The organism is Sedimenticola thiotaurini (assembly GCF_001007875.1).
In the GTDB taxonomy this organism is placed as follows: Bacteria; Pseudomonadota; Gammaproteobacteria; order Chromatiales; family Chromatiaceae; genus Sedimenticola; species Sedimenticola thiotaurini.
In genome coordinates this window covers 1,054,620-1,073,108 of record NZ_CP011412.1, presented here as the reverse complement: position 1 = coordinate 1,073,108, position 18,489 = coordinate 1,054,620, and the positions used below count along the sequence as shown (strand labels likewise).

The window sequence follows — 18,489 nt, the reverse complement described above, 5'->3', positions numbered from 1 at the left end:
TAGACTATTGGCTACACTGGAGTGGAGTGAAAGCTACAGCGTTGGTATTCCACGCCTGGATGCACAACACAAGGTGCTGATTCGGGTGATCAACCAACTGGAAGAGGAGCGACGTACCGGTGGTTTGATCGTGGCGGTATTTGCCGATCTGCGCCGTTATGTAAAAGAACATTTCCGCGATGAAGAGGCCATGATGCGGGCGGCCGATTATGCGGATCTCGAGCCACATATCCAGGGGCACCGGCATTTCGAAGAGTGGCTGACATCCATCGAAATGGCCTATAACAGTGGCGGCACATCGGCCTATTACATAGCCGAGAGCGTACATCAATTTCTCAAGGACTGGCTGATTACCCATATCCTCGCCAAGGACATGGCGTACAAGGAGACCTTGACCAGACAGATTAACGATTAAGCGGCGTTGCAGGACGAGGTATTACAATGGAGCTTGCCAGCTTTCTTCCCTATCGCTTTTCCGTATTAACCAACGACATTTCAAAAAGTATCGCCTCTATCTATTCAAAACGATTTCATATCTCCATCCAGGAGTGGCGTATCATCGCCAACCTGGGTGACCGTCAGCCCCTGTCAGCCAACGAGATCGGCGCCCATGTTAATCTGGACAAGGTGCAGATAAGCCGGGCACTGAACAAACTGATCGACAAGGGATTGGTGCTGCGTACGCTGGACAAGGTGGATAAACGTAAATCCTCATTGCGGCTGAGTCGCAAGGGACACCGCCTGTACGAGAAAATTGTACCGATCGCACTGGAGCGGGAACGCCAGTTACTCGCCGCACTGAATCGACAGGAGCAGGCCCAGTTGAACCGTATTCTGGACAAGCTGGAACAGCGGGTGCGGGCGCTGCCGGATATCAATCCGGAGTGAGCGGGTGCCGGGATGAGAGGGATAACTGAATCCCGCTTCCGATACGGCTCCCTCTATTCCATGTTTGTCTGGTACTCCCCGCGTCGTGCCGCGCCGTTCAACCCGGCGCGCCGGTAGAGGGCCGCCTGAGCCGCAGCCACATTGTCGGGATCACCCTTCCAGGCCAGCAGGGCCGGTTGCTGAAGCGCCCGACCGTAGGAGAAGCTCAACTCCCAGGGTTGTGGCGCCAGGGCGTTCATGGCATTGAGATTGGCAGTGGCCTGTTCCGGTGACTGTCCACCGGAGAGGAAATTGATACTGGGTAGGGCCGCCGGCACTGTACGGCGCAGGATACGCACGGTCTCCCGGGCCACTTCCTCCGGCCTGGCCTGGTGGGGATGCCGGTTGCCCGGTGTCACCATACTGGGTTTCAGCAATGCGTGTTCCAACACCACCCGGTGCCGGTGCAGGGCGTGAAACAGGGCGTGCAGCACCACCTCACTCACCTCCGCGCAGCGCTGTATATCATGCTCCCCATCCATCAGGACCTCCGGCTCCACAATGGGTACGATGCCCTGGGACTGACAGATGGCGGCATAGCGGGCCAATACCTCTGCATTGGCTTCGACGGCCAGGGGGCTCGGGGTATGGGAGGAGATGTGATAAACGTTACGCCACTTGGCGAAGCGTGCTCCCTGTGCCTTGTAGCCGGCCAGTCGCTGCTCCAGACCATCCAGTCCCTGGGTGATCTCATCACCGGGGGCATTGGCCAACGGCCCCTTGCCCTTGTCCACCTTGATACCGGCAACCACGCCTTGCAGGCTGGCCAGTTCCGGCAGCAGTGTACCCTCATCGGTACGCTGCTCCAGTGTCTCCTCAAACAGAATGATGCCGCTGATATAGTCCCCCAGCCCGGGCGTCTCCAGAATCAGGCTGCGGTAACGGCGGCGTTGTTCTTCGGTGGATTCCACACCGATGGCGTCGAATCGTTTGGCAATAGTCGGGTTACTCTCGTCAGCCGCAAGTATCCCTTTACCCTTCTGTACCAGCTGTTCAATGGTTTCCTGCAACTCATCCTGTATAGCCATTGCTCTGCACTCCCATGCATGCGTCCAATCTGCCGCTCTGATACCAGTATAGTCAGTGAACCACTCACCCGGGTCACTCAGGCATAGTCCACCGGCAGGGCGGTGGTGTATTTGATCTGCTCCATGGCGAAGCTGGAGCTGACGTCCTGGATATCCACCTTTTCGATCAACCGTTTGTAGAACTTGTCATAGGCGGTGATGTCCGGCACCACGACCCGCATCAGGTAGTCGATCTCACCGCTCATGCGATAGAACTCCACCACTTCGGGGAAGGCCGATACCGTGCGGGCGAATTCATCCAGCCAGGCGGCATTGTGGTGGCGGGTCTTGATGGAGACAAACACGTCCACACCCAGGTTGATGCGACTCCGCTCCAACAGGGCGACCCGCTTGCGGATCACACCGCTCTTTTCCAGGTTCTGTATGCGTCGCCAGCAGGGCGTGGTGCTGAGTCCGACCTGGTCGGCAATCTCCGCCGTAGTCAGATTGCTGTCCTGTTGCAGAAGGTTCAGTATTCTCTTGTCTGTCTTATCCATGAAAAAATATACTGTAATTATTCAATTAAGTAGAAAAATAACATAAATAATCCCCCTTTATACAGATAATGGAGAAACAACTGCCTGCCGTCACGGTGTAGGATAGGGTGGAATGCATGCACAGGGGTAGGCGAGTAATGAAACAGCTCAAACCGGACTATTTGCGCAGCCAGATCATCGGTATCGATACGGTATTACAGACTCCGTTTGGAGAGCGTTGCATGGTTTACGCAGACTACACCGCGTCGGGTCGGGGAGTGCAGTTTGTGGAGGAGTACCTGCAGCGCATCCTGCAACTCTACGCCAACAGCCATACCGAGGATGACACCAGCGGCCGTACCACCACCCAACTACTGCATCAGGCCGAGCAGGTGATCAAACAGGCGGTGAATGCCGGCCCGGACGGTTGTATCATCGCCTGTGGCAGTGGCGCTACCGGCGCCATCGATCGTATGCAACAGATAGTGGGGGTGAAACTGCCGGCGGCCAGCCGTCAGTTGCTGGACTTCCTGTGGCGGGGATTTACCGGAGAGGAGCAGGCGGAGGCCTTTGCCGACTACTGCCGAAGCCATCAGCCGGTGGTGTTTGTGGGACCCTATGAACACCACTCCAACGAGGTCTCCTGGCGCGAAAGTCTGGCCACCGTGGTGGAGGTTCGCCTGGATCAGGATGGCGGTATCGACCTGGCGCATCTGGAACGGCTGTTACAGCGGCCGGAGTACCAGGGGCGTTTACGTATCGGTTCTTTCTCCGCCGCCTCCAATGTGACCGGGATGAAGTCCCCGGTACATGAGATTGCCGTACTGTTGCATCGTTATGATGCACTGGCATTTTTTGACTACGCTGCCAGTGCGCCCTACGTGGAGATCGATATGAACCCGCCGCCGCAGCCGGACGGTGGCGATGCCTCACTGGATGCCGTGTTCATTTCGCCCCACAAGTTTGTCGGCGGACCGGGTGCCAGTGGCGTCCTGGTGTTTGACAGGCGTTGTTACCATGCCGAACTGCCCCCCAGTGTGGCGGGTGGTGGGACGGTTGATTATGTCGGGCCCGACAGCCACGACTTCATCCGGGATATCGAGACCCGGGAGAATGCCGGCACACCGGGCATTCTGCAGACCCTCAGGGCTGCCCTGGTTTTTCAGATCAAACAGGCGGTAGGGCAGGATGTGATCGATCAGCGGGAGCATGCCTATCTGCGGCAGGCGTTGACGCGTTGGGGCCGGCATCCCCATATCGAGATTCTGGGCAACCCGGACCCGGAACGGCGCATCGGTATTGTATCATTCAACCTGAAGGGCCCGGGGGGACGCTATTACCACCCCCGTTTCATTACCACCCTGCTGGATGATCTGTTCGGCATCCAGAGTCGGGCGGGCTGCTCCTGTGCCGGCCCCTATGGCCACAAACTGCTGGGCATTGACGATGCCATGGCCGAAGAGTTCCGGGCGGTTATCGCGGATGGTCACTGTGGGATCAAGCCGGGTTGGTGCCGGATCGGTTTTCACTATCTTTTTGACCAGGCAGAAGTGGACTATCTGTTGGATGCGGTGGAGTTTGCAGCCGAGTACGGTTATCGGTTTCTGCCGCTGTACCGGTTTGATTCGGCCACCGGTCTCTGGCACCACGCCGGGCAGGTCCGCTCCACAGTCCGCCTTTCCCTGGACGAGGCGCTGGCGAACTCCTCTCCATCAGGGGAACAGCTCTCCCCCCGACAACGGCAGCAGCACTACAGCGCTAATCTGGCGGCGGCCCATCGATATGCCGCGGGACTGGAAGATGTTGGTGGTGACGAGATAACTCTGAAAGGGGACCAGGGAGCGCTGCAGTTTTTTCTAGTTACCCGGGAGAGCCTTGAGGACTGACAGACTCCGTCTGGACTCACAACAGATCCGCATCGCGGTGGCTAAAAGTGGCCGCGATGCGGAATCTGTAGCGGTCGCTTAGACCTTGAACTGTGCCATCTCTTCGCGCAATTCAGAAGCCAGTCCGGCCAGCTGTTTGCTGGTCTGGGCGATCTGCTCCGAGTGATCAGCGGTCTGCCCGGTGACGTCACTGATCGCGGTGATGTTGCGACTGATCTCGCCGGCCACCATGCTCTGCTGCTGGGCGGCAGTAGCGATATGCTCATTCATCTGGCTGATGGTGTTGATGGAGTGGGTGATCTTATTCAGGGATTCACCCACATGGCCCGCCTCGGCGACAGTGGCTTCCACCCGCTGCTGACTCTGGGACATCATGTTGGCGGCGTTCTGGGACTGCTGCTGCAGTCCTTCGATCATTCCCTGGATCTCCTGGGTGGCCTGGTGGGTGCGGGTTGCCAGGGTACGCACCTCGTCCGCCACCACGGCAAATCCACGCCCCTGTTCGCCGGCCCGGGCCGCCTCAATAGCCGCATTCAGGGCCAGCAGGTTGGTCTGTTCGGCAATATTGGTGATCACTTCCACCACCTTGCCGATACCGTCACTGTCCGCTTCCAGTTGTCGGATTACGTCGAACGCCTGGTTTACCTCACTGGCCAGCGCGTTGATGCTGGCGATGGCGCTGCTGACCACCTTGCCGCCCTCGGCCGCCTCTGTATCGGCATGGTTGGCGGCATCCGAGGCGTTAGCGGCGCTGCTGGCCACTTCGTTGGAGTTCGCCTCCATCTCGGTCATGGCGGTGGCCACCTGTTGACTCTCCATCTGCTGGCGCCGCACACCCTCGATACTCTGGGTAGTGATGTCGGTCAGGTGGGTGGACTCCTCAGCCAGCTGCTGAGTCGAGTTATTGACATGGTTGATGATGGAGCTGAACTTCTCCATCATCAGGTTGATGGCCTGTGCCAGCCGCCCCAGTTCGTCACTGGAGTGGTCACTCGCCCGTAGACCGAGGTCCGATTCCCGCTCAATCGTGCGAACCAATTCGGTGACCCGACGCAGCCGTGCAACGACCAGCTTTTTCAGGATGAAGCTGATGATGATGAGCCCGCCGATCAACAGGGCAGAGTTGAGGCCGATATTGGTCCACAGCTCCTTGAGCACTTTATCGTCGAGTATCTTCAGGGAGTAATCGACCCGCACCGCGCCGAGCACCTCATTTTCCGGAACCGGGTGGCAGAGCAGGCAGTTGGTGCCGCGGTAATCTTTCTTGGCAAACATGGGCAGGATCACGGTCAGCACACGCCCGTTCTCATCTCTGTAAAGCTCGTCGATCTTTTCACCGGCCAGGGCGCGTTTGTCCAGATCATCCCGGATCTCGTTCTGTTCAGTGCCAGCGCCGTAAGTGTCGATTATCGCCTTGCCGCGAATAATGCGGGCGTCCAGTACGTCTTCCCGGGCGATGACCTTTTTGCGCGGGATCTCCTTGTTGGCCATGCCGCCGGTCAACATCAGGGTGTTGACGTTGTCGAAATAGGAGTCTGCCAGGGTCTCTGTCTGATCCATGACCATATGCTCGACCAGATCCCGCTGGCTGTTGAACTGATAGAGCGCGGAGACGATCAGGATAATCAAAAACAGCACGACTAATGCAAGGTCGATTTTGGTGCTGATGGAGAGACCGCTGGCGCGATTATTACTGGCTTTTTTCATCTAGGAATCCCGCAAGTATCAGTTTCAAAAAGGTAAGGACTAAAAAAACCGGTTGCTTTCCAGTTTTTATTTCGACTTGTTGGGCAGTTTCTTTAGGTGTTGAATTTCTAATTGCACCATAAATGACCTGTATCAATATCCATGCCATTCCCGTGCTGGGGGTGAGGAATCTGTGTGCAAGCAACGCAAATCTGTAAAATAGCCGCTCTTTTATGAAATGGGCCCCCTGTTGTGAAGGTAGAGTCGACAATTCCTGCGCTGGAGATACTGGATGGTTGCCTGATTCAGGATCGCCACCGATTGCGGCGGCAGATCAGAAACCTGCGCAGAAAACAGCGCGACGGTCAGGTCCCGGAGGCCGAGCTGACACGCCTTCAGGAGCGGATTGAGCGATCCCGCAAGGCGGTGGAGCTGCGCCGGCAACGGCTCCCCGCAGCCCATTTTCCGGATGAGTTGCCGATTAATGAACGACGTTCGGAAATCGCTGAACTGATTGCCGGGCATCAGGTGGTCATTCTGTGCGGTGAGACCGGTTCGGGCAAATCGACCCAGTTACCGAAAATCTGTCTGGAACTGGGGCGGGGTATATTTGGCCGCATCGGTCACACCCAGCCGCGCCGTATTGCGGCCCGCGCCCTGGCCAGCCGTATCTCCGAAGAGCTGGGCCGGGAACTGGGGGATTCGGTAGGTTACAAGGTGCGTTTTCATGACCGGGTCGGGCCCAACAGCCACATCAAGCTGCTGACAGACGGTATGCTGCTGGCGGAGATCCAGCAGGATCGCTACCTGAACGAATACGATACCCTGATTATTGATGAGGCCCACGAACGTAGTCTGAATATCGATTTTCTGCTGGGTTACCTGAAGGAGTTGCTGCCGAAACGTCCCGATCTGAAGCTGATCATCACCTCGGCGACCATCGATCCGGAGCGATTCGCCAGGCACTTCTGGGATGCACCCATTATTAACGTCAGCGGGCGAACCTATCCGGTGGAAGTGCGTTACCGGCCGCCCCAGGATGAGGGGGGTGGGGAGCGGGATGATGCGCTTCAACAAGCCATCCTGGAGGCGGTGGATGAGCTGTCCCGCATCGACCGGGGCGATATCCTGGTGTTTCTCAGTGGTGAGCGGGAGATCCGTGAAACCGCCGAAAATCTGCGCAAGCATAAACTGCCATTGACCGAAGTGCTGCCGCTATACGCGCGACTGGGTCCCGCCGAGCAGGCGCGGGTGTTCCGCAGCGGCGGCAGCCGGCGCATTATTCTGGCTACCAATGTGGCGGAGACCTCGCTCACGGTACCCGGTATCCGCTATGTCATCGATGTTGGCTATGCCCGGATCAGCCGTTACAGCCATCGCAGCAAAGTTCAGCGCCTGCCGGTGGAGCGGATCTCCCGGGCCAGTGCGGATCAGCGCAAGGGGCGCTGTGGTCGGGTGGCGGCAGGTGTCTGCATCCGGCTCTACAGCGAGGAGGATTTTAGCGCCCGGGCCGAATTTACCGAACCGGAGATCCAGCGTACCAACCTGGCTTCGGTCATTCTGCAGATGCAGTTGCTGGGTTTCGGGGATATTGAACAGTTCCCTTTTGTTGATAAGCCGGACAGCCGCCTGATTAAAGATGGCTACCGGGTGCTGGAAGAGGTCGGCGCGATGACCGGTGATCGCCAGGTGACAGCCATCGGTAAGGCGCTCTCCCGCCTGCCGGTGGATCCCCGGGTGGGACGGATGCTGCTGGCAGCGACGGAAAACCGGTGTCTCAATGAACTGCTGGTGATCGCCGCGGCCCTGAGTGTGCAGGATCCGCGGGAGCGTCCCATGGAGAAACAGCAGGCAGCGGACGAGGCGCACCGTGAATTCCGCCACGAAGAGTCCGATTTTCTCACTATTCTCAACCTTTGGCGGCACCTGGAAGAGGTGCAGCGACACCTTTCGCGGCGTAAATTCCAGGCCCACTGCCGGAGCCGCTTTCTCTCCTGGACCCGGGTGCAGGAGTGGCGCGATATTCACCACCAGCTGCGTGGCCAGTTGCACGAAATGGGTTATCGGGAGAACGAGGAACCGGCCGACTATGAGGCGATTCACCGTTCGCTGCTGAGTGGCTTGTTGAGCTATATCGGTATGCAGCAGGGCGGCAAGAATCGCCAGTACCTGGGTACCAGAAACAGTCACTTTTCCATATTTCCCGGATCGGGCCTGTTTAAAAAGCAACCGAAATGGGTGGTGTCGGCGGAGCTGGTCGAGACCAGCAAACTCTACGCGCGCACCGTTGCCCGAATCCAGCCGGAATGGGTCGAGACGATCGCCGGGCACCTGATCAAACAGAGCTATTCCGAACCCCATTGGGAGAAGAAACGGGGCCAGGTGGCGGCCTATACCCGGATCACCCTGTTTGGTCTGCCGATAATTCCCCGGCGCAAGGTCAATTACGGGCCGATCAACCCGGTGGAGGCGCGGGAGATATTTATCCGTTCCGCCCTGGTGGATCAGGATTTCCAGACCCGGGCACCATTCTGGCGACACAACCGACAGGTGATCGACTCGATTCATCTGCTGGAGGAGAAGACCCGCAGGCGCGATCTGCTGGTGGATGAACAGACACTGTACGACTACTACGACAAGCGGATTCCGGCCCGTATCTACAGCGCCGCCCAGTTTGAAAAGTGGCTGCGGGAAGCGAGCAGAGAACAGCCTAAACTGCTCCATATGCGCATGGAGGATCTGATGGTCAACAGCGCCGACGATACGGCTGACCTCTATCCCGACACCTTTGCCATGAACGGGCTGCGTCTGCCACTGGCGTACCGGTTTGATCCCGCTGACCCGGCAGATGGGGTCAGTCTCAGGATTCCCCAGGCGGTACTCAACCAGGTATCGGAGGCCCATACCGACTGGCTGGTGCCCGGGTTGTTGCGGGAGCGGATTATCGCCCTGTTGAAGTCCCTGCCGAAATCCCTGCGTAAATCGTTCGTGCCGGTGCCTGATTATGCCGACGCCTGTCTCAAGGTGATGACTCCATCGGATAAGCCACTTACCCGGCAGTTGTCGGAGCATCTGCACCAGATGACCGGTGTCTACATCCCGGAAGATGCCTGGCAGGAGAGTGATCTGGAGAAGCATCTGCGGATGAATTTTCAGGTGCTGGATGAGCAGGGGCGTGCACTGGGAGAGGGGCGAGAATTACAGCAGTTGAAAAAACAGTACGCCAGCCAGGGGAGTACAGGTTTCCACCCAACCAGCGAAACCGGGTTGGAGCGGGAAGGGGTGACGGACTGGGACTTTGGTCCACTGCCCCGGTCGGTCACGCTGGAGCGGGCCGGCATCAAACTGCCAGGATTTCCCGCCCTGGTGGAGAACGGGCAGGGGGTGGATGTGCGTGTGGTGGATTCTGAACAGAACGCCAGAATCGCGCATCGCATCGGTGTTGGACGTCTGGTGATGCTCAGACTGGCCAAGGATATCCGCTATATCAGGCGGAATATTCCCCAACTGCAGAAAATGCGTCTTCAGTATGCCAAGGCGCCAAAGCCCGCCGGGGGGGATCGTTCCAGCCAGGTTGATCTGGAGCAGGAACTGGTTGCTCTCATTGTCGACCTCACCTTTATTGCCGATCAACCGGAGATCCGGGATGCCCAGGTATTCAATCAGCGCATCGAGCAGTGCAAACCACAGTTGGTGCCCACCGCCAACCGGGTAACCCGGCTGGCAGCGGAGATCCTGGAAAAGTATCAGCAATTTTCGAAAAAGCTCGCCGCCAGTAACAAGATCAACTGGATCTCTTCGTTGACGGATATGCGTCAGCAGCTGGATCGACTGGTATTCAAGGGCTTTTTCAAACAGACGCCACCGGAACAGTTGCGCCAGATGCCACGCTATCTGGATGCCTTGCAACGGCGCTTGGAGAAGCTTAACCATGCAGCGGCCCGGGATCAGCAACTGATGGGAGAGATGCATACGCTTTATCAGAAATGGCTGGAACGGGATCGCCGACTACAGGATGATGGCAAGTCGGATCAGCGGTTGCAGGAGATCCGCTGGCAGTTGGAGGAGTTGCGCGTCTCTATGTTTGCCCAGGAACTGAAAACCGCTTACCCGGTCTCAGTCAAACGGATTGAGAAGCGCTGGAAGGAGTTGGGTCTGTAGACTCACGGCCCCGGTCTATGGGGTTTGGGGCGCATCGGATGCCTGGTTTTCCATCGGTTGCCCGGCCAGCAGCCAGCTGGTATCCGGGGCGTGTTTGGCTTGATACATGGCGATATCTGCATGGTGGAACAGTTCCGTAAGGTCATCTCCGTGGGTGGGGTAGAGCGCTATGCCAATACTGACTCCGACACTCAGTTTTTGTCCCTTCCATATAAAAGGTTCATGCAGTCGATCCGCCAGTTTTGTGGCGATGATGTTGATATCCTGAAGTGAATTGATCCCCACCAGCAGTATGGTGAACTCATCACCACCGGTCCTCGCCACAATATCCTCCTGGCGCAGGGTCGTGCGGATACGGCTTGCCACCTGTTGCAACACATAGTCTCCGGCCAGGTGCCCGTATGTGTCGTTCACCGGTTTGAATTTATTCAGGTCCAGCACCGCAATCGCCACCTGCTCCTGATGGCGTTTGGCATGGGCCAGCGCCTGGGAAACCCGTTCATCGAACAGCAACCGGTTGGGGAGTCTGGTCAGCTGGTCGTGCATGGCAATATGCTTGATACGGAGACTGTTGCGATAGATGATAACCGTCAGCACGGCCACCAGGAGTGAGGTCAGGACGCCGAAAATCATGATCCACAGAAGATTCTCTGTCAGCGGGCTATGGTCGCTGGTCTGAACAGCGGCGAGTTGCCAGGAGCCGTTGGGGTAGGTGACATCCATCAACTGCGCATCCTGTTCAAACAGGGCTGGATCCCCATAAAAAACCTCACCATCCACACCCAGGCCATCCTTGCCCCGGATTGCAATCCGGTATCTGGCACCTGGCTCCGGTAAGTCAGCAAATTTGAAGATGGCATCCATGTCGATCACCATGCTGGCGATACCCCAGAAATCGCCGGAGTCGGCTTTTCCGGAAAAGGATGATTTGAAAATTGGCGTACGGTTGATAAAGGCCCGGCCGCCCTGGACCAGCTCCAATGGGCCAGCCACCACGGTTTTGCGGGTATCGATAGCGCGTTTTACCGCATCGTACTGGGAAGGTATCTGGGTGTAGTCCAGTCCCAGAATGGCCTTATTGGTTGCCAGTGGATAAACCAGTTTGATCACATAACCCTCGGCCACAGCCACGTTATGGACATAGGGGTTGTCGTCCATTAGCTCACGGGCGATGCGATGAAACTTTTCCTGGCTGATGCCGTTTTCTGCGGTAATGATTATGGAAAGGGCTCGGTTCAGGTAAATGGTGGAATTAAAAGCGCTTTCCAGGCGGGCATGTACGGAACTGAGGTAGGTGAGGGTCTGGTTGCTACTCACCTGCTCATGTTTTCTGGTCTGGTCGTAAGCGATTAAAAAAGTAACACCCAGGGAGATAATCAGCGCGATGGCGCCAAGAACAAAGGGTGAATAGGTTTGTCTCATTTATGCTTGTCCACCACAATCTCTGTTTTGGGAGATGCCCATGCCTTGTCACATTGTGGTGCGGCATTTGGATAGTATCAATATACCGGATAAGCAGCAGGATGGGAAAATGGCCAATCTGCTATCCAGATCTGGTATCGGCAGTCGGTTGACTGCATACTTTACAGGTTTGGTTACTAACTTATCCAGGAGATTGATTAGATGTCGCTTTGTCCATGTGGTTCCAGCAAACAGGCTGCGGATTGTTGTGATCCGGTGATTAACGGCGAGCAGAATGCCGCGACGGCGGAAAGCCTGATGCGGGCACGCTATTGTGCTTTTGCCTCCGGACAAGTCGAGTTTCTCAACAGCAGTCTCCATCCGGAGCACCGGGATGACCATGATGTGCATGCTACGCGACGCTGGGCAGAAAATTCACAATGGCTCGGATTGCAGATCGTGGCCAGTGAGCGGGGTGGTGAGCAGGATCAGGACGGCGAAGTTGAATTTATAGCCACCTATAAAGAGAAGGGTGTCATCCGTCAACACCATGAACGCAGCAGTTTCAGCAAGCTGGATGGTGTCTGGTATTTTGTCGAAGGTGAACTGGTCCCGCCAGCCACCCGGGTCAATAGTTCCCCAAAGATCGGCAGAAACGACCCGTGTCCCTGCGGCAGTGGAAAAAAGTACAAAAAGTGCTGCGGATCGGCATGAATCTGCCTGGCTACTTCATCCTGACATTTCCCGGGGAACATCTATACTTGGGGCTACGAGTGCGCAATTCAGCGTGATCGGGGGGTGTATAGTACGGAACGAAACCAAGGGGCCGAACGCAAGGAGCAGCTATAACCACTCTATTCAGCAGGTATACGCTCAATTGTAATATTTTGTTTCATACTATAGATATTCCGAAGATGCTGTGACAAGCTTCTCGTATGGAAACGATATAGAGCAAGGCTTAAAGTAATACGTTATTTTGAAAATTGTTCGAATCATCACTTCAGGGCAGAAGATGTCTCAGCATCAGGCGCCATAGTTAATAATAGAGAGGAAAAAATGGCTCAATTGAAACACAAAAAGATCGCCGCAATGCTCGCCCCCTTGGGCCTGATTGGCGGCTTGGTTATGTCCACCACTGGTCTGGCTGACCACCACAACCGTTATGCAATCGATGCTGCCCGGGGCGTAGTTAAAAACTCTGCGGGTGAGTGTTGGATAACTGCCGGTGGTGTGCAGGAGAAGCTGGAAGCATGTGGTGACATGGTGATGGTCGATTCCGACGGTGATGGCGTGACTGATGACAAGGATCGCTGCCCGGATACCCCCCGTGGTGCACCGGTAGACGCTTCCGGTTGTCCGCTTGACTCGGACGGTGACGGTGTCGCTGATTACATGGATAAATGTCCCGGTACCCGGGCTGGCGCCAAGGTTGACCAGGACGGCTGCGAAGTCATGAAGCCGATGACCAAGGTCGAAAATGTCGTGATCGATAACGTTCTGCTGTTTGACTTTGACAGTGCTGAGCTGAAATCCGGTGCTGCTGAAGTACTGGACAGCAGCTATGCCAAATTCAAGGGTAAGGATGCTGTCAAGTCGGTGATTGTCACTGGTCATACTGACAGCATTGGTTCTGAAGCCTACAACCAGGGGCTGTCGGAGCGTCGTGCCAACGCCGTCCGTAACTATCTGATCAGCCAGGGTGCGGATGCCAGTAAACTGGAGGCGCGTGGTGCCGGTGAGTCACAGCCCGCCTACAGCAACGATACCAAGGAAGGCCGTTCGATGAACCGTCGCGTGGAGTTCCAGGTCATCATGAAGTAAATCGGCGAGCCTGCCAGAAATGGCAAGGTACCGAAAAAAACCGGGGCTGGTTCAGCCCCGGTTTTTTTGTGCCGTGAAAGGATAGATTGGCTGGGAGGGGCAAGGGTTCGGGTATTGTTGAGGTGACCGAAGCCACCGATCCTGTCCCGCCCGGATATTGTTGTCGTTCAGATCTTTTTGGCCTGCTCCACAGCGTTGCCGATATAGCTGTCGGGAGTCAGTTTCCTGAGGCTTGCCTTGGCCTCTTCAGGAATCTCCAGTCCATCCACAAATGTGCGCAGCTGCTCGGCGTTGATCCGTTGTCCGCGGGTCAGTGCCTTCAGCTTTTCGTACGGCTTCTCGATACCGTAGCGGCGCATTACCGTCTGGATCGGCTCAGCCAGCACTTCCCAGTTTCCATCCAGGTCGGCGGCCAGTGCGTCTGCATTGGCTTCCAGCTTGCTGATACCTTTCAGAATGGATTGCAGGGCAATGGAGGTATAGGCGAACCCAACGCCCACGTTGCGTAATACCGTAGAGTCGGTCAGATCCCGCTGCCAGCGGGAGATCGGCAGTTTCATGGCCAGGTGGCTGAACAGTGCGTTGGCGATACCCAGGTTGCCTTCACCGTTTTCGAAATCGATCGGGTTGACCTTGTGCGGCATGGTGGATGAGCCAACTTCGCCCGCGATGGTCCGCTGCTTGAAGTAACCGAGCGAGATATAGCCCCATACATCCCGGGAAAAATCGATGGCGATGGTGTTGAAGCGGGCGGTGGCGTCGAACAGTTCCGCCATGTAGTCGTGGGGTTCGATCTGGGTGGTGTAGGGGTTCCAGACCAGTCCCAGGGATTCCACGAACTGTTGTGCAAACTGCTCCCAGTTGATATCCGGGTAGGCGGAGAGATGGGCGTTGTAGTTGCCCACGGCGCCGTTGATCTTGCCCAGCAGGGGGACACCGGCGACCTGGTCGCGCTGGCGCTTGAGCCGGTAGACCACATTGGCCATCTCCTTGCCCAGGGTGGTGGGGGAGGCAGGTTGGCCGTGGGTGCGGGAGAGCATGGGGATATGGGCATGGGCATGGGACAGATCGCGGATGGCAGCGATCAGCTGATCCATCTCCGCCAGCAGCTGCTGTTCACGACCCTGTTGCAGCATGATGGCGTGGGAGAGATTGTTAATATCCTCCGAGGTACAGGCAAAATGGATAAACTCACTGATCGCCTCCAGTTCACTGTTGCCGGCAATCTTGCGCTTGAGGAAATACTCCACCGCCTTGACGTCGTGGTTGGTCTCCCGCTCGATCTCTTTGACCAGGGCGGCATCCGCTGTGCTGAAATCATCCAGAATACCGTTCAGTATGGCATTGGCCTCGGCACTGAGTGGCGGCACTTCCACGATCTGCTCGTTGGCAGACAGGGCCTGAAGCCATCGGATTTCGACCTTCACCCGGGCACGGATCAGTCCGTACTCACTGAAAATGGGTCGAAGATCTGCGGTCTTGCTGCCGTAGCGACCATCAACTGGGGATATTGCGGTTAAAGTAGAGAGTTCCATGGGATTCCTGGTGCCTGCGTTAGTCTGGTTAAAGCCAGATCGGATAAATCGGCGGATTATAACATTCCAACTCTATTGGTGACCAAAGGTTAACGGGCCGGTCGGTGCGGGGTGGTTTGGGTTTGCTCGCTAAAGCCGACCTGATGGGGTAATATCCGAAAGATTGTTTTAAAGATAAAAAAAGGATGAATGTCCTAATTATTTATCTTTTTTTTGGAAAATAATACTGCTGCGGTGCAGAAATTTTTCTGATTATGGGTTATAAATAGGCGTTATTTATGGCGTAATAAAGCTAATCCATTGAATTTTTTAATGAAATAGGGCCTGATCCAGGCATGAACCCAGGAGGATCACTCGGTGTTAGAAAGCTATCGCAAACACGTAGAAGAGCGTGCCGCGCAGGGCATCCCGCCACTGCCGCTTAATCCGGAACAGACCGCTCAGCTGGTCGAACTACTGAAAAATCCTCCCGCGGGTGAAGAAGCCTACCTGCTGGAACTGATTACCCACCGTGTTCCCGCCGGTGTGGATCAGTCGGCCTATGTGAAGGCTGCCTTCCTGGCAGATGTGGCCAAGGGCAGCTGTGAATGTCCCCTGATTGACCGGGTCAAGGCAACCGAACTGCTGGGTACCATGCTGGGTGGCTACAATATTCAGCCGCTGGTTGAGGCGTTGGATGACGAAGAGCTTGCCCCCACTGCGGTGAAGGCGCTCTCCCATACCCTGCTGGTGTTTGATGCTTTCAACGATGTAAAGGAGAAGGCGGATGCGGGCAATGTGCATGCTGCCGCTATTCTGAAATCCTGGGCTGAGGGAGAGTGGTTTACCGAAAAACCCGAACTGGCGGAAAAAATCACCCTGACCGTATTCAAGGTGACCGGTGAGACCAACACAGATGACCTTTCACCGGCACCGGATGCCTGGTCCCGTCCGGATATTCCGTTGCATGCCAACGCGATGCTGAAGATGGAACGGGAAGGAATTACCCCGGATGAGCCGGGTGTGATCGGTCCGGTCAAGTTTATTCAGCAGTTGAAAGAGAAGGGCTTCCCGGTCGCCTACGTGGGTGACGTGGTGGGTACCGGGTCGTCACGCAAATCCGCCACCAACTCGGTGTTGTGGCACATGGGTGATGACATCCCCTATATACCGAACAAGCGAGCCGGCGGCTTCTGTCTCGGCGGCAAAATTGCTCCCATCTTCTTCAATACCATGGAAGATGCCGGCGCACTGCCGTTCGAGTGTGATGTCTCCAGGCTGAACATGGGTGACGTGATCGACGTCTATCCCTACGAAGGCGTGGTGAAGAGCCATGAAACCGGTGAGGAGCTGTGCCGCTTCGAGCTGAAGACCGACGTATTGCTGGACGAGGTGCGTGCCGGTGGCCGTATCCCGCTGATTATTGGTCGTGGACTCACCACCCGGGCCCGTGAGGCCCTGGGCCTGGAGCCGTCCACACTGTTCAAGTCTCCGGCCCCAGCCGCTGACAGCGGCAAAGGCTTCTCGCTGGCGCAGAAGATGGTTGGCCGCGCCTGTGGCGTTGAGGGCGTTCGCCCCGGTTCCTATTGCGAGCCCAGGATGACCACGGTGGGTTCCCAGGATACCACCGGCCCCATGACCCGGGACGAGCTGAAGGATCTGGCCTGTCTGGGGTTCTCCGCCGATCTGGTGATGCAGTCTTTCTGCCATACGGCGGCCTATCCGAAACCGGTGGATATCACCACCCATCACACCCTGCCTGACTTCATCTCTTCACGGGGTGGTGTGGCGCTGCGTCCAGGGGACGGCATTATCCACTCCTGGCTCAATCGTATGCTGCTGCCGGATACCCTGGGTACCGGTGGTGATTCACACACCCGTTTCCCGATCGGGCTCTCGTTTCCGGCCGGTTCCGGACTGGTTGCCTTTGCCGCTGCCACCGGTGTGATGCCGCTGGATATGCCGGAGTCTGTACTGGTGCGTTTCAAGGGCGAGATGCAGCCTGGGGTCACCCTGCGTGATCTGGTCAACGCGATTCCCTATTATGCCATCAAGCAGGGTCTGCTGACGGTTGCCAAGGCGGGCAAGAAGAACATCTTCTCCGGGCGCATTCTGGAGATCGAAGGGCTGCCGGATCTGAAAGTGGAGCAGGCATTCGAGCTGTCCGATGCGTCGGCCGAGCGTTCTGCGGCCGGCTGTACCATCAAGCTGGATAAGGCGCCCATCATCGAGTATCTGAACTCCAACATCACCCTGTTGAAGTGGATGATCGCCAGTGGTTATGAAGATGCACGTACGCTGCAGCGTCGTATAGAGGGCATGGAGAAGTGGCTGGAGAATCCGGAGTTGCTGGAAGGCGACGCGGATGCAGAGTATGCCGCGGTGATTGAGATCGATCTGGCCGATGTGAAGGAGCCGATCCTGGCCTGCCCCAATGACCCGGATGATGTGAAGCCGCTCTCTGAAGTGGCCGGCGAGAAGATCGACGAGGTGTTCATCGGTTCCTGCATGACCAATATCGGTCATTTCCGTGCGGCGGGTAAATTGCTGGAAGGGAAGCATGATATCCCAACCCGTCTGTGGATGGCGCCACCGACCAAGATGGATGCCTATGTACTGAATGAGGAGGGCTACTACGCCACCTTCGGTAAAGCGGGTGCACGGATGGAGATGCCGGGTTGTTCGCTCTGCATGGGTAACCAGGCGCGGGTGAAGGATAACGCCACGGTGGTTTCCACCTCGACGCGAAACTTCCCCAACCGTCTCGGTACCGGTGCCAACGTCTATCTGTCGTCTGCTGAACTGGCAGCGGTTGCGGCGATCCTGGGCAAACTGCCGACGGTTGAAGAGTACATGGTCTACGCAGAACAGATCGACGCCATGTCGGCGGATATCTTCCGCTACATGAACTTCGATCAGATCGAGGCCTACCAGTCGGTCGCCAACCGGGTGGAGTTCCACGCCTGATTGGTGCCCTTGTTATTCAGGTAATGATCAAGCCCCTGGTAACCCCAGGGGCTTTTTTTATGGTGTTAGTGCAGTGATCGATGGTTGGCCTCAGATCTCCTGGCCCGAGGGCTGTGGAGCGGATTGAGTGGCCTTGCGATAGAGGGACTTGGACTTATCGGCAACGGCACTGCCAAATTTGCCGGCTTTATCGGCCACCTGTGCACCGGCCTGTCGGGTTTTTGACCAGGCGTTGCGGGACGTTTCGGCTATCGCCCCTCCGGCCTCGCCACCCTTTTGCTTGACGACCTGGTAGGCCTGTTTTGACTTGCGGGCAACCGCTGAACCAAACTCCTGCGTGTTATCCAGTGCGCTGGACCCCATTTCACGGGCTCTGTCCCAGATGTCGGTAGTATCGGTTTCAGTTGTGCTGGGAGCCTGGTTGGATTGCGGTGCTGATGCGCTGCCTGCCAGCGCAGAGAGGGTCAGCAGTGAAACCCACAACATCAATATCAGCAGTTGGAAATAGCGTTTGTGCATGGTTTTGGTTTCCGGTGGTGATAGTGGACCATTGTTGCATGGCTGCGAACCTGGGAGGTTGGAA

Annotated in this window: 13 protein-coding genes; 7 read left to right on the top strand and 6 right to left on the bottom strand. The window is 56.7% G+C overall.

What is annotated here, in order from left to right:
* Positions 1-7 precede the first annotated feature (7 nt).
* Positions 8-415 carry a bacteriohemerythrin gene (locus AAY24_RS04725; protein WP_046858712.1) on the top strand — a complete coding sequence of 136 codons (408 nt, stop codon included), beginning with the start codon at positions 8-10 and terminating at the stop codon, positions 413-415.
* 26 nt (positions 416-441) lie between these two features.
* Positions 442-888 carry a MarR family winged helix-turn-helix transcriptional regulator gene (locus AAY24_RS04720; RefSeq protein WP_046858711.1) on the top strand — a complete coding sequence of 149 codons (447 nt, stop codon included), beginning with the start codon at positions 442-444 and terminating at the stop codon, positions 886-888.
* A gap of 53 nt (positions 889-941) precedes the next feature.
* Here AAY24_RS04720 and AAY24_RS04715 read toward each other — a convergent pair whose 3' ends face one another.
* Together AAY24_RS04715 and AAY24_RS04710 are read right to left on the bottom strand one after the other, a co-directional pair.
* Positions 942-1,955 (bottom strand): class I fructose-bisphosphate aldolase, encoded by a 1,014-nt coding sequence (locus tag AAY24_RS04715; RefSeq protein WP_046858710.1) that lies wholly within the window; start codon positions 1,953-1,955, stop codon positions 942-944.
* A gap of 77 nt (positions 1,956-2,032) precedes the next feature.
* Entirely contained in the window at positions 2,033-2,491 is a 459-nt protein-coding gene (locus AAY24_RS04710; protein ID WP_046858709.1) for an Lrp/AsnC family transcriptional regulator, read from the bottom strand.
* A 137-nt stretch (positions 2,492-2,628) separates the two neighbouring features.
* Between AAY24_RS04710 and AAY24_RS04705 the strand changes: the two genes are divergently transcribed.
* A complete protein-coding gene (locus AAY24_RS04705) occupies positions 2,629-4,356 on the top strand; it encodes an aminotransferase class V-fold PLP-dependent enzyme (RefSeq protein ID WP_052761066.1) in 1,728 nt (575 codons plus the stop codon).
* A gap of 78 nt (positions 4,357-4,434) precedes the next feature.
* On the opposite strand, the gene AAY24_RS04700 is transcribed toward AAY24_RS04705, so the two are convergent.
* Positions 4,435-6,063, bottom strand: a complete 1,629-nt coding sequence (locus AAY24_RS04700; RefSeq protein ID WP_046858708.1) for a methyl-accepting chemotaxis protein — start codon at positions 6,061-6,063, stop codon at positions 4,435-4,437.
* A 231-nt stretch (positions 6,064-6,294) separates the two neighbouring features.
* Between AAY24_RS04700 and hrpA the strand changes: the two genes are divergently transcribed.
* Complete coding sequence (gene hrpA, locus AAY24_RS04695) at positions 6,295-10,203, top strand: ATP-dependent RNA helicase HrpA (RefSeq protein ID WP_234422242.1); 3,909 nt, start codon at positions 6,295-6,297, stop codon at positions 10,201-10,203.
* Between the two features lie 15 nt (positions 10,204-10,218).
* On the opposite strand, the gene AAY24_RS04690 is transcribed toward hrpA, so the two are convergent.
* A complete protein-coding gene (locus AAY24_RS04690) occupies positions 10,219-11,625 on the bottom strand; it encodes a diguanylate cyclase domain-containing protein (protein ID WP_046858707.1) in 1,407 nt (468 codons plus the stop codon).
* A 201-nt stretch (positions 11,626-11,826) separates the two neighbouring features.
* Between AAY24_RS04690 and AAY24_RS04685 the strand changes: the two genes are divergently transcribed.
* Together AAY24_RS04685 and AAY24_RS19560 are read left to right on the top strand one after the other, a co-directional pair.
* Positions 11,827-12,318: a YchJ family protein gene (locus AAY24_RS04685; RefSeq protein ID WP_046858706.1), complete on the top strand. Its 492-nt coding sequence runs from the start codon at positions 11,827-11,829 to the stop codon at positions 12,316-12,318.
* 342 nt (positions 12,319-12,660) lie between these two features.
* Complete coding sequence (locus tag AAY24_RS19560; RefSeq protein WP_052761065.1) at positions 12,661-13,425, top strand: OmpA family protein; 765 nt, start codon at positions 12,661-12,663, stop codon at positions 13,423-13,425.
* A gap of 167 nt (positions 13,426-13,592) precedes the next feature.
* Here AAY24_RS19560 and purB read toward each other — a convergent pair whose 3' ends face one another.
* Complete coding sequence (gene purB / locus AAY24_RS04675; RefSeq protein ID WP_046858705.1) at positions 13,593-14,960, bottom strand: adenylosuccinate lyase; 1,368 nt, start codon at positions 14,958-14,960, stop codon at positions 13,593-13,595.
* A 357-nt stretch (positions 14,961-15,317) separates the two neighbouring features.
* Between purB and acnB the strand changes: the two genes are divergently transcribed.
* Positions 15,318-17,906, top strand: a complete 2,589-nt coding sequence (gene acnB / locus AAY24_RS04670; RefSeq protein ID WP_046858704.1) for a bifunctional aconitate hydratase 2/2-methylisocitrate dehydratase — start codon at positions 15,318-15,320, stop codon at positions 17,904-17,906.
* 90 nt (positions 17,907-17,996) lie between these two features.
* Here acnB and AAY24_RS04665 read toward each other — a convergent pair whose 3' ends face one another.
* A complete protein-coding gene (locus AAY24_RS04665; protein ID WP_046858703.1) occupies positions 17,997-18,425 on the bottom strand; it encodes a hypothetical protein in 429 nt (142 codons plus the stop codon).
* Positions 18,426-18,489: the final 64 nt, after the last annotated feature.

Coding starts and splice junctions, on each gene's coding strand:
- AAY24_RS04720 (WP_046858711.1), top strand. CDS start 442: ATGGAGCTTGCCAGCTTTCTTCCCTATCGCTTTTCCGTATTAACCAAC.
- AAY24_RS04710 (WP_046858709.1), bottom strand. CDS start 2,491: ATGGATAAGACAGACAAGAGAATACTGAACCTTCTGCAACAGGACAGC.
- AAY24_RS04705 (WP_052761066.1), top strand. CDS start 2,629: ATGAAACAGCTCAAACCGGACTATTTGCGCAGCCAGATCATCGGTATC.
- AAY24_RS19560 (WP_052761065.1), top strand. CDS start 12,661: ATGGCTCAATTGAAACACAAAAAGATCGCCGCAATGCTCGCCCCCTTG.
- AAY24_RS04690 (WP_046858707.1), bottom strand. CDS start 11,625: ATGAGACAAACCTATTCACCCTTTGTTCTTGGCGCCATCGCGCTGATT.
- AAY24_RS04665 (WP_046858703.1), bottom strand. CDS start 18,425: ATGCACAAACGCTATTTCCAACTGCTGATATTGATGTTGTGGGTTTCA.
- AAY24_RS04700 (WP_046858708.1), bottom strand. CDS start 6,063: ATGAAAAAAGCCAGTAATAATCGCGCCAGCGGTCTCTCCATCAGCACC.
- AAY24_RS04685 (WP_046858706.1), top strand. CDS start 11,827: ATGTCGCTTTGTCCATGTGGTTCCAGCAAACAGGCTGCGGATTGTTGT.
- purB (WP_046858705.1), bottom strand. CDS start 14,960: ATGGAACTCTCTACTTTAACCGCAATATCCCCAGTTGATGGTCGCTAC.
- AAY24_RS04715 (WP_046858710.1), bottom strand. CDS start 1,955: ATGGCTATACAGGATGAGTTGCAGGAAACCATTGAACAGCTGGTACAG.